Here is an 11274-nt window from a genome sequence, read left to right on the forward strand (position 1 = left end):
CACGCTCCAGCTACCGTTGCCCGTCCGCGCCCTTCTGCGCCCTTTCGCGCCGAACGCAGCGCGCGCCTAAAAAACACGGCCATTTTTGAATTGCGCACCCGACCGCGCGTTTTCCCCTTGCATTTCGATGCGCGCCGTCCAGGATAAATAAGCTACGAGCTCGAGTCGTCTTCATCGGGGTTCCCCCGCCCTGCTGCACACTCAAAAAGAGGTGGTCGAATGAACCGCTTGTCCAGCGCCCTTGCGGCGATGAAGGATCATTACGAGGTGGTGGTCGTGGGTTCGGGCTATGGCGGCGCGATCGCCGCGAGCCGCATGGCGCGCGCGAAACGCAGCGTCTGCCTGCTCGAGCGCGGCCGCGAATTCATGGCGGGCGACTTTCCCGCGACGCCTTTCCAGGGCGCCGAGCAGATCCAGTACAACACCAGCCTCGCGCAGATCGGTTCGCCGCTCGCGCTGCTCGAAATGCACGTGAACCCGGACGTGAACGTCGTGGTCGGCTGCGGGCTGGGCGGCACGTCGCTGATCAACGCAAACGTCGCGCTCAAGCCCGATGCGCGGCTGTGGGACGATCCACGCTGGCCCGCTGCCGTGCGTGCCGACGAGGCGAACCTCGACATCTGCTACGAGCGCGCGAAGACGATGCTCGGCGCGACACCCGTTCCCGACGACTATCCCGATCTGCCGAAGCTCGACGCGCTCGCGCTGTCGGCGAAAAAGCTCGGCATGAGCGAGCGCTTCTACCGGCCGCCCATCACGGTGACGTTCAAGGACGGCAAGAATGCGGCGGGCGTCGACCAGCAGCGCTGCAACGGCTGCGGCGACTGCAACTCGGGCTGCAATCACGGCGCGAAGAATTCGACGCACATGAACTACCTGCCCGACGCCGTCGCGCACGGCGCGCAGATCTTCACGGGCGCGGCCGTGCATTCCGTCGTGCGAGACGAAGCGCGCGGCGTCTGGTGCGTCCGCTATCAGCCTGCCGACCTGAAGCGCGAGCTGTACGACGCGCCCGAGCTGTTCGTGACGGCCGACGTCGTGATCCTGTCGGCGGGCACGCTCGGCTCGACGGCGATCCTGTTGCGCTCGCAGCAGGCGGGCTTGAGCGTATCGAAGCAGCTCGGCCGGCATTTCACCGGCAACGGCGACGTGCTCGCGTTCGCGTTCAACACCGACAAGGTGATCAACGGCGTCGGCTGGGGCACGCATCCCGCCGGCGACATTCCGCCCGTCGGCCCGTGCATCACGGGCATCATCGACCATCGCGACACAGCCAATGTGAAGGACGGCTTCGTGATCGAGGAAGGCTCGATCGCCGCGCCCATCGGCGCCGCGCTGATGGGCGTGCTCGGCGTCGCTTCAGTCGAAGGCGTTGAGATGCCCGATCCCGAAGGCGAGCCGCCGCTCGCCGACGAAGCGCGCATCGCCGAAAGCATTCTGCGCGGCCCGTATCACGGCGCGATGCGCAACACGCAAACCTGGCTCGTGATGGCCCACGACGAAGAAAGCGGGCAAATCACGGTGGAAAACGGCCGTCCGCGCGTCAGCTGGCCGAACGCGGGCAAGCAGCCCATCTACGAGACGGTGGAAAAGGCGTTGATCGACGCGACGAGCGCGCTCGGCGGCGCCTACGTGCGCAATCCCATCTCCACCGAGGCGTTTCAGAACCGCATCGTCACCGTGCATCCGCTGGGCGGCTGCGCGATGGCCGACGACGCGGCGTATGGCGTCGTCGATCAGGCGGGCCTCGTGTATTCGGATACGCGAGGCCATGCGGTGCACGAAGGGCTGTACGTGATGGACGGCTCGGTAATGCCGCTTTCGCTCGGCGTGAATCCGCTGCTGACGATCTCCGCGCTCGCCGAGCGCAACTGCGCGCAGCTTGCGGCGTCGCGCGGCTGGCAGATCGACTACGATGCGCCGGGCAAAGAGGCCCCGCCACCCGCGCCCAAAATCGGCCTGCGCTTCACCGAAACGATGATCGGCACGTACTTCGTGGGCGATGCAAAGGCTGCGGGGCAAGCCGACGATCCCGCCGAAGGCGCGCATATCAGCTTCACGGTGACGGTCGCGTCCGACGACCTCGACGACATGCTCGCGAATCCGCAGCACGAAGCGCACATGGTCGGCACGCTGACGTGCAACGCGCTGTCGGCGCAACCGATGACCGTCAGCGACGGCGTCTTCAATCTGTTCGTCGTCGACGAAACGAACGTCGAGCGGCGCAACATGAAATACCGGATGACGCTCGATACCTTCGACGGCAAGCACTTCTATCTGACGGCCGAGAAGATCATCACGCACACGTCGCTGCTCGAACTGTGGACGCAGACCAATACCGCCTATGCGAAAGTGCGCGAATCGGAATTCGACGACGCGCCCGTGATCGGGCACGCGACGCTCATCATCACGCCGGAAAATTTCCTCAAGCAGCAGCGCACGATCGAAGTGACGAATGCGCCCGATATCGAAGCGCGGCTCGCGTGGACGCTGAAATTCGGCCGCTTTTTCGCGGGCGTGCTCTACACGGAATATGGCGGCGTCGCCGCGCCGTTGCAGTACTTCAATCCCGAAGCGGCGCCACGCCTGCGCCGCGCGCTGCGCGCACCCGCGCCGCACATCACGTACTTCGACACCGAGGACGGCAAGACGCTGCGACTCGCGCGCTATCACGCCGGCAACAAAGGTCCCGTGCTGCTGATTCACGGCTCCGGCGTATCGAGCCGGATCTTCTCGACGGATTTGATCGGCACGAACTTCGTCGAGTTTCTGTGCGCCGCGCGCTACGACGTATGGCTCGTCGACCTGCGCGTGAGCATCGAACTGCCAAGCGCGACCGGGCGCACGACCGCCGACGAAATCGCGCGCTACGACATACCCGCCGCTGTCGCGAAGGTGCGCGAACTGGCGGGCGTGGATGACATTCAGGTGTTCGGCCATTGCCTCGGCGCGCTGGCCTTCACGATGTCGCTGATGTCGGGACTCAAGGGCGTGCGTTCGGCCGTGCTGTCGCAGGTGTCGGCGCATCCCGTGCCGGGACTCTTGCAGCGGATCAAGGCGGGCCTGCATACGCCGCAGATTCTTCAGCACCTGGGCATCAAGGATATGACGGCTTACACGCAACATGAAAAGTGGCCGCACAACCTGCTCGACGAAGCGCTGAAGTTCTTCCCTGTCGAGCACGATGAAACCTGCAGCAGCCCCGTGTGCCATCGCGCGACCTTCCTGTATGGCCTGCTGTACGAACACGCGCAACTCGACGAGCAGTTGCACGCGAATCTGCAGGAGCTATTCGGCATTCACGACGTCGAGCTTTTCAATCAGCTCGCGGCGATGGTGCGCGCGGGGCATCTGGTCGATGCGAATGGCGACGACGTGTACATGCCGAACGTCGAAGGGATGAAGCTGCCGATCGCGTTCATTCATGGCTCGGAGAATCTCTGCTATCTGCCGACCAGCACGCAGATGACGTTCGACATGCTGGTCGAGCGGTTCGGGCCCGAGCACTACGAACGGCACATTATCGACGGCTATGGACATATCGACTGCGTGTTCGGCAAACGCGCGGCGCTCGATGTGTTTCCGACGATCGTCAGGCATCTGGATGCGCATGGCCGTGCCGAGGTTGCATGACGAATGCCACGGCATTCGTCACGCACGCGTCATCGCGAGTCAGAACAGCTTGCCCGGATTCAAAATGCCGTTCGGGTCGAGCGCATGCTTGATCGCTTTCATCGCGGCCAGTTCTTCCGCCGAGCGCGAGACGGGCAGGAACTCGCGCTTGAGCAACCCGATGCCGTGCTCCGCCGACACCGAGCCGCGCAACGGCGCGAGCATGTCATACACGAGCGCATACACATCGTGATGATCGACGCCTGGCACCGAGCGCCCGTCGACGGTGACATGCAGATTCGAATCGCCGATATGGCCGAAGAAATACGATTCGTTGCCCGGCCACGCGCGGTCGAGCGCTACGCGACAACGATCGACGAACGTACCAATCACGCCGATCGGCAGGCTCACGTCGAAGTTGATCGGGTCCAGCCTGACGGGGAATTCCGCCGTGCATTCTCGGATCGCCCACAGCGCGCGCGTGTCCGCGACCGACTGTGCGATCACGGCATCGCGGATCGCTGATTCGTCGAGCGCATCTGTCAGCGCGTTGGAAAAGCGCGCGCCGTCGTCATCGGCATCGAAGCTCGCGTGCTCGATCAGCGCATACAACGGGTGCGGCTCGGCGAATGGCGAGCGCGTGCCCGTCAGCTTCACGCCGAAACCGAAGAAGTCCGGCCACATGATTTCGAATGCGCCGATGTCGTTGCCAAAGCGCGTCGAAAGCCTTCGCAGCAAAGCGACCGCCTGCTCGTAGCCGTTCAATGCGACGAGCGCCGTATGCCGCGACGCGCGCTGCGGCTGCAGCTTCAACACGGCGCGCGTGATCACGCCAAGCGTGCCCTCGGAGCCGATGAACCAGTGCTTCAGGTCGTAGCCCGTATTGTTCTTCACCATCTTGTTCAGCGAACTCAGCACCGCGCCGTTCGCCAGCACGACTTCAAGCCCGAGCACCTGGTCGCGCGCGGTGCCCGATTGAATCACGCGATTGCCGCCCGCGTTGGTTGCGAGATTGCCGCCGATCTGACACGAGCCGCGCGCGCCGAGATCGAGCGCCAGTTCGAAGCCCGCTTGCGCCGCCGCTTCCTGTGCCGTCTGCAACGTCGTGCCCGCGCGCACCGTGATCGTCGCGGCCGCGCTGTCGATTTCCTCGACGCCCGCAAGACGGTCGAGCGACAACGCGATGTCGCCTGCACGCGGAATCGCGCCGCCTGCGAGGCCCGTCATGCCACCTTGAGGCACCACGGGCTGATGCGCGTCGTTGCAGATCATCAGCGCGCGCGCGACCTGCTCCGTCGTGCGCGGCAAGAGCAGCGCCGCGGGCCGCGTCGGCTCGTGACGCGTCCAGTCCGTCATCGCGCGCTCGCCGATCGCATCGCCGACGCGCACCGCGTCGTCGCCCAACGCGTCGCGCAGCGCAGCCAATGTCGCGGCTAAAGTCGATTCAGACGACGCCGTGTTTTTTACTGTCATGCGGTTCCTTAGCCCGTTGTGCCTTGCGCCGCCGCGAGCTTCTTCCGGTAGCCCATCGAGCTGTTGATGCGGCCCAGAATGTAGTCGCCTGCCGCGACGGGCTCGTATTTGCTGTCCGCCGATGCCGTGCCGAGATCGCGCGGATCGACGATCGACGTATAGGTCGGATCGTAGAACGTCGCGATCGAATAGCGCTCGCGGCCCGATGCGTTGATCACGCGATGCAGCGTCGAACGAAAACGGTCGTTGGTCCAGCGCGCCAGCAGATCGCCGACATTCACGACGAAGCTGCCTTCGATGGGCGGCGCATCGATCCACGTTTCGTTAGCGATCTCGCGCACCTGCAATCCGCCGACGCGATCCTGCCACAGCAACGTGATGCAGCCATAGTCGGTATGCGGCGCGACGCCGAACTGATCTTCATCGGATTGCGGCGGCTGCGGCGGATAGTAGACCATCTGCGTGCGCTGCATCCGCTTCGTATAGCGCGATGCGAAGAAGTGCTCGTCGACGCCGAGACCCACGGCCACGGCGCGCAGCAGATCGGCGCCGCATGCGCCCACTTCCTCGTAATACCCGTACAGCACGGGCTGCAATTCAGGCATGAAGTCCGGCCAGTTGTTCGGGCCTCGCAACGCCTGTCCCGCGAGCACATCGGGATCGTCCTCGGGCAACTCCAGACCGATGCTGAAGAACTCCTTGTAATCGGGGCGCTTCGCCTGATACATCGTCGCGTCGCCGAGCGCATTGAAGCCGCGATGCCGGTGATTCACTGCCGCGCGCCGCTTCGTCTCGACGGGAAACGCAAAGAACGTGCGCGCTGCCTGTTCCGCACGATCGATCACCGCTTGTGGCACGCCGTGATTGACGATGTAGAAGAAGCCGATCGTCGTGCACGCGTCGCGTATCTCGCGGCCCGCGCGCATCAACGCGTCGCGGTCGCCGGCGCGCACGCCGGCCAGATCGACGATCGGAATGCGAGTGACTGGGTGCATCGCAAGGCTCCTTCATCAATGAAGATTGAACGGACGATTCGACATGCCGCGCGCGCCGCTCGCAGCACGCGGACCGGCTCGTGAACCGGCTCGCGAATCCAGCGAGCGATTTCACGTTGTATATACCGCCAAAAGCGTAATCGCAAGTCGCGCTGCACGCATCTTCATTCATCTGTAGAAGGAACAGCCTCGGCATTAGGGTTTGACAGCATGCGAATATTTTTTTCGCGCAAAAGCAGCGGTATATACTGCCCCGCATGACTCGCGCCCCATCGCTTTCGAGCGCGACACTGCTTTGCCAACGGGAGAATCTCATGGGTATCTTTGCAGGCTGGAAGTGTCGTCTCGCGATGGTGGCCTTCTGCGCCACCGCATCGGTAGCGAGCGTGAGCGCGCACGCGGAAGACCAACTCGCGAAGGTCAAGAAAGCGGGTGAACTGGTGGTCGGCACGGAGATGCAGTTCGCGCCGTTCGACTTCCTCGAAAACGGCCAGCAGGCGGGCTTCAACAAGGACCTGTTCGCCGAAGTCGGCAAAGAACTCGGCGTGAAGGTGCGCTTCATCGATCTGCCGTGGCCGAGCGTGCTGCCCGGACTCGAAGCGGGCAAGTTCGACATGGTCGGCGGCCCGCTCACCGTGACGAAGGCGCGTATGGAACGCTACACGTACACGCTGCCCGTCGCCGATGCCACCGACGCGCTGCTCAAGCGCGCGAGCGATACGTCGCTCAAGCAGTCATCGGATATCGTCGGCAAGACGGTGGGCGCGGGCAAAGGCTCCGCACAACTCGACCAGTTGAAAGCCTACATCTCGACATTGCCGAAGCAGCCCGAAGTGCGCGAATACGTCGACAACAATCAGGCGTATGCGGATCTCGCAGCGGGCCGCATCGCCGCCGTCGCCAACTCGATGACGAATATCGCGTACGTCGCGAAGCAGCGGCCCGAAACGTTCGCCGTCGTCACGCCGCCGTTCGGCGCAAAGGTGTACTTCGCGTACTGCTTGCGCAAGGACGCGGACAGCAAGCCGCTCGCCGACGCGTTCAACGCCGCGCTGGTCAAGATGCACAACGACGGCCGCCTCGCGTCGCTGCAAAAGAAGTGGTTCGGCGTGACGATGGACGCGCCCACGACAATGCCCACGCCCAACTATTGATGCCCTGAATCGCGCGGCGCGTCGGCGTTAGCCACACGCACGACGCGCCGCCCACATGTCCTTTGTTGCAGGTATCAGGCCATGTTCAGCGCCCACGTTTTTGCTCAAGGTTTTCCGCTGCTGTTGCAGGCCGCGCTCGCGACCATCGGCATTTCGCTGACAGGTCTCGCGATCGGCTTCTTCGTCGCGATCGGCGTGTGCTCGGCGCGGCTGTCGTCGAATGCGTTCGCGCAACGCTTCGGCGGCGCGTACGTGTTCTTCTTTCGCGGCGTGCCGATGCTCGTGCAGCTGCTGCTCGTCTATTACCTGCTGCCCTTCGTCGGCATCAACGTGTCGCCGATCGTGGCCGCGATCAGCGCCGTGTCACTGTGCTCCGCATCGTATATCGCGGAGATATTGCGCGGCGGCTTCATGAGCATTCCGCCAGGTCAGATCGAAGCGGCGCGCATGCTCGGCCTCACGCCCATCGATATGCTCCGGCGCATTCAGGTCCCGCAAGCGTTCCGGATGACGCTGCCTTCGCTCGTCAACGAAATGGTGCTGCTGATCAAGGCGTCGTCGCTGATCTCCGTCGTCGGCGTGGCCGAGCTTACGCGCACCGCGCAGAACATCGCGGCGAGCACGTACCGGCCGCTCGAAGCGTATCTCGCGGCGGGGCTCATCTACTTCGTGATCTGCGGCGCGCTCGCGCTCGTCGCGCACGCCGCCGAGCAGCGCCTCGCGCAGACCTGAGGGCCGAACGATGCAGCAATTCGATCCCACCGTCATCACGCACAATCTGCAACCGATCGCCGCCGGACTCGCGACGACGCTCGGCACGTGGCTCGTCGGTGTCGCAATCGGTATCGTGCTCGGCTTTCTGATCGCCGTGCTGCAACTCTTTTGCGGCCGCTGGGTGCGCGGCATCCTGCGCGTGTATATCGAACTCTTTCGCGGCACGCCGTTTCTCGTGCAACTCTTTTTGCTGTACTACGGCGGCCCGTCCATCGGGCTGACGCTCGAACCGTTGACGGCGGGCGTGCTCGGCCTCGGTCTCTACGGCAGTGCCTATTTCGCGGAGGCGTTCCGCTCGGGTTTTCAGTCGATACCGCGCGGCCATCTCGAAGCCGCATCGTGTCTCGGCCTCACGCGCTGGCAAGCGGTGCTGCGCATCCAGGTGCCGCAAATGCTCGTGCTGATCGTGCCCGCGCTGACCAACCTGATCATCGTGCTCAGCAAGGAAACGGCCGTGCTGTCGATCGTCACCGTGCCCGAGCTCACGTTCGTCCTGACGGGCATCGGCTCGGCAACGTTCGCGTTCGTCGAAACGCTGCTCGTGTTGTGCGTGTGCTATCTCGCGCTCGTCGAGCTCACATCGCGTGTGGGCATGTGGGCCGAGGCACGCGTCGCGCGCTTCATGGCCTGAACGTCAATCGCAAGCGTGAACGGAAATCAAGGTTCATCATGAATGCACTCGTCGACATGCCCGCTTCCTCCAATCTCGGTTCGATGCGATCCGGCAACGCGCCGCTGATCGAAGTGCGCGATCTGCGCAAGCGCTTCGGCGACGTCGAAGTGCTGCGCGGCGTCGATCTCGACATCAACCGCTCGGAGGTGGTCTGCATCATCGGACCGTCGGGCTCGGGCAAGAGCACGCTGTTGCGCTGCCTCGCCGCTCTGGAGACTTACGACCACGGCGATGTGCGCATCGAAGGCGAACTGCTCGGCTATACCGAGCGCAACGGCAAGCGCGTGCGCGCTTCGCAAGGCGAGATCAACCGCGTGCGCCGCAACGTCGGCATGGTGTTTCAGCAGTTCAATCTGTGGCCGCATATGACGGCGCTCGGCAACGTGATGGAAGCGCTGCTGCGCGTGCGTCATCTGTCGCACGACGCTGCGAAGCAGCGCGCAAACGCGATGCTCGAAACCGTTGGACTCGCGCACAAGGGCGATGCCTATCCGGCGAAACTGTCGGGCGGCCAGCAGCAGCGCGTGGCGATTGCACGCGCGCTCGCGATGGAGCCGCACATCATGCTGTTCGACGAGCCGACGTCCGCGCTCGATCCGGAACTCGTCGGCGAAGTGCTGCAAGTGATGAAGCAGCTTGCGCGCGACGGCATGACGATGGCCGTCGTCACGCACGAAATGGGCTTTGCGGCGCAGGTCGCGGACAAGGTGGTCTTTATCGACCAGGGGCGTATCGCCGTGCAAGGCAAGCCACACGACGTCTTTCACGACGCGAACCAGCCACGCCTTCGACAGTTCCTGCAAAACTACTTCGACCGCAACGCATTCTGGTCGCGCGGCGGCGATAGCGCCGAGCCGGTATGAACACGCTCTGACGAGGCACCGCGATGCCCGCCCCTGCTGTCCGCGACAAACTCCGCGCACGCGCGCTTGCGAAGACGCGCAAGCCTCGCGGGTCGAATGCGCGCGCGGCGAATGCGGTGTCCGGTATTGCGACGGCTGTGGCGTCCGATGCGAAGAACGCGCAACCCGCCACGCGATACGAGCAGGTCAAGCAATACATCCGTCACACGATCGAATCGGGCGAGCACCGCGCGGGCGAGCGCATTCCATCGGAACTCGATCTCGTCGCGTCGCTCGGCGTGTCGAGAATGACGGTGAACCGCGCGCTGCGCGAACTCACGGATGAAGGACTGTTGACGCGCGTATCGGGCGTCGGCACGTTCGTCGCGGAAACGAAGCCGCAATCGACGCTGCTGATGATCGCGCATATCGGCGACGAGATCCGCTCGCGCGGTCACGAATACAGCTATCAGACGGTGCTCATGCGACGCGAGGTGGCGCCCGTCAATGTGTCGAATGCGTTGGGCTTGCCGCCCGGCGCTTCGGTGTTTCATGTGATCTGCGTGCATCGCGAGAACGGGTTGCCCGTTCAACTCGAGGACCGTTACGTGAACCCCGCCATCGCGCCGGATTTCATCGAGCAGGACTTTTCGGTCACACGTCCTTCCGAATATCTGTTCAGCGTCGTGCCCGCGCACGATGTCGAGCACATCGTCGATGCCGGCCTGCCGACGCGCTCCGAAGCCGACCTGCTGCAAATCACGCCCGAAGAGCCCTGCCTCACGCTCATGCGCCGCACGTGGACGAGCGGCGTCGCCGTGACGTTCGCGCGCTTCGTGCATCCGGGCTCACGGTATCGGCTGGGCTGCCGGTTCGCGCCCGATACGTCGCAACGGCAGGGCTAGCCCGGAGAAAAGAAGCGCGTCAGACGTTCCCGGCCAGATGAAAGCGCGACGCCGGATGCCACAGCTGCACCGATGTCGCGACATGCTCGCCCACCCAGGTCCTGCGCCACAGCATCAGGCAAGGCTCGCCGATCTCCATCGTCAGATGGCGGCGCACATGCGCATCCGGCTTCTGTGCATAGATGCGAAACTCCGCGCGCTGGATCGGCGCGAGGCGCACCATGTAGTGATTCGGCGTTTCGGCCGTGAAGTCCTGATCCAGATACTCGGGAAATACGCGCGGATTCACGTAGCGGTCTTCGTATTGAATCGGCTCATCCTCTTCGTAGTGCACGATGCGCGAATGAAAGATGGGGCCTTTCGCGAGCCCGAGCGCATCGATGGCAAGCGGGTCGTCGCTCGATTCGAGCGCGAGCACGCGCGCCGAATGCCGGTGCCCGCGCGCGGCAATTTCATCGGCGATATTGCGGATTTCGAGCACCGTCGATTCGTAGCGCTGCGGCGCGACGTAGGTGCCCGAGCCCTGCACGCGCGTCAACACGCGCTCAGTTGTGAGTTCACGCAGCGCGCGCGAAACCGTCATCCGCGCGACGCCGAACTCCTTGACCAGCTCCGCTTCCGAAGGAATCAATCCGCCCGGCTTCCACACGCCCTCTTCGATCTGCGCGATCACATAACGCTTGATCTGCTCGTACGCAGGCATCGCTTTGGCTGGCGTCGTCCGCATCGCTGCCGATCTACTGTCCTCTGTCTCCAGGTGCCCGTTTATCGTCATGTTCTCATCACCTCGTGGGTTGACCTCGCGAGCTTGACGCATCGGTTCAATGCGGCAGCCCACGTCTCGTT

Annotated in this window: 9 protein-coding genes; 6 read left to right on the forward strand and 3 right to left on the reverse strand. The window is 63.9% G+C overall.

The window, feature by feature from the left end:
- The first annotated feature begins 219 nt into the window (after positions 1–219).
- Complete coding sequence (locus AB4Y32_RS09300) at positions 220–3633, forward strand: alpha/beta fold hydrolase (protein ID WP_368721030.1); 3414 nt, start codon at positions 220–222, stop codon at positions 3631–3633.
- A 39-nt stretch (positions 3634–3672) separates the two neighbouring features.
- Here the strand turns inward: AB4Y32_RS09300 and AB4Y32_RS09305 are convergent, their stop codons facing one another.
- Positions 3673–5085, reverse strand: coding sequence for an FAD-binding oxidoreductase (locus tag AB4Y32_RS09305; protein WP_368721031.1), 1413 nt, complete (start codon positions 5083–5085; stop codon positions 3673–3675).
- 8 nt (positions 5086–5093) lie between these two features.
- The gene (locus AB4Y32_RS09310) at positions 5094–6080 is read right to left on the reverse strand and encodes an isopenicillin N synthase family dioxygenase (RefSeq protein WP_368721032.1); all 987 of its coding nucleotides are present in this window, start codon (positions 6078–6080) and stop codon (positions 5094–5096) included.
- A gap of 314 nt (positions 6081–6394) precedes the next feature.
- Between AB4Y32_RS09310 and AB4Y32_RS09315 the strand changes: the two genes are divergently transcribed.
- The 5 genes from AB4Y32_RS09315 to hutC (AB4Y32_RS09335) all read left to right on the forward strand — a co-directional run bounded on the left by AB4Y32_RS09315 (position 6395) and on the right by hutC (AB4Y32_RS09335) (position 10428).
- Positions 6395–7234, forward strand: coding sequence for a transporter substrate-binding domain-containing protein (locus AB4Y32_RS09315; protein WP_368721033.1), 840 nt, complete (start codon positions 6395–6397; stop codon positions 7232–7234).
- An 81-nt stretch (positions 7235–7315) separates the two neighbouring features.
- Positions 7316–7966, forward strand: coding sequence for an amino acid ABC transporter permease (locus tag AB4Y32_RS09320; RefSeq protein WP_368721034.1), 651 nt, complete (start codon positions 7316–7318; stop codon positions 7964–7966).
- A 10-nt stretch (positions 7967–7976) separates the two neighbouring features.
- Positions 7977–8639 (forward strand): amino acid ABC transporter permease, encoded by a 663-nt coding sequence (locus tag AB4Y32_RS09325; protein WP_368721035.1) that lies wholly within the window; start codon positions 7977–7979, stop codon positions 8637–8639.
- A gap of 38 nt (positions 8640–8677) precedes the next feature.
- Positions 8678–9544, forward strand: a complete 867-nt coding sequence (locus AB4Y32_RS09330; RefSeq protein ID WP_368721036.1) for an amino acid ABC transporter ATP-binding protein — start codon at positions 8678–8680, stop codon at positions 9542–9544.
- A gap of 23 nt (positions 9545–9567) precedes the next feature.
- Positions 9568–10428: a histidine utilization repressor gene (hutC, locus tag AB4Y32_RS09335; protein ID WP_368721037.1), complete on the forward strand. Its 861-nt coding sequence runs from the start codon at positions 9568–9570 to the stop codon at positions 10426–10428.
- A 19-nt stretch (positions 10429–10447) separates the two neighbouring features.
- Here the strand turns inward: hutC (AB4Y32_RS09335) and hutC (AB4Y32_RS09340) are convergent, their stop codons facing one another.
- Positions 10448–11203 (reverse strand): histidine utilization repressor, encoded by a 756-nt coding sequence (gene hutC / locus AB4Y32_RS09340; RefSeq protein WP_368721038.1) that lies wholly within the window; start codon positions 11201–11203, stop codon positions 10448–10450.
- Positions 11204–11274 lie beyond the last annotated feature (71 nt).

The organism is Paraburkholderia phymatum (genome assembly GCF_040965635.1).
In the GTDB taxonomy this organism is placed as follows: Bacteria; Pseudomonadota; Gammaproteobacteria; order Burkholderiales; family Burkholderiaceae; genus Paraburkholderia; species Paraburkholderia phymatum_B.

Coding starts and splice junctions, on each gene's coding strand:
- AB4Y32_RS09330 (WP_368721036.1), top strand. CDS start 8,678: ATGAATGCACTCGTCGACATGCCCGCTTCCTCCAATCTCGGTTCGATG.
- AB4Y32_RS09305 (WP_368721031.1), bottom strand. CDS start 5,085: ATGACAGTAAAAAACACGGCGTCGTCTGAATCGACTTTAGCCGCGACA.
- AB4Y32_RS09315 (WP_368721033.1), top strand. CDS start 6,395: ATGGGTATCTTTGCAGGCTGGAAGTGTCGTCTCGCGATGGTGGCCTTC.
- hutC (WP_368721037.1), top strand. CDS start 9,568: ATGCCCGCCCCTGCTGTCCGCGACAAACTCCGCGCACGCGCGCTTGCG.
- AB4Y32_RS09310 (WP_368721032.1), bottom strand. CDS start 6,080: ATGCACCCAGTCACTCGCATTCCGATCGTCGATCTGGCCGGCGTGCGC.
- AB4Y32_RS09325 (WP_368721035.1), top strand. CDS start 7,977: ATGCAGCAATTCGATCCCACCGTCATCACGCACAATCTGCAACCGATC.
- AB4Y32_RS09300 (WP_368721030.1), top strand. CDS start 220: ATGAACCGCTTGTCCAGCGCCCTTGCGGCGATGAAGGATCATTACGAG.
- AB4Y32_RS09320 (WP_368721034.1), top strand. CDS start 7,316: ATGTTCAGCGCCCACGTTTTTGCTCAAGGTTTTCCGCTGCTGTTGCAG.
- hutC (WP_368721038.1), bottom strand. CDS start 11,203: ATGACGATAAACGGGCACCTGGAGACAGAGGACAGTAGATCGGCAGCG.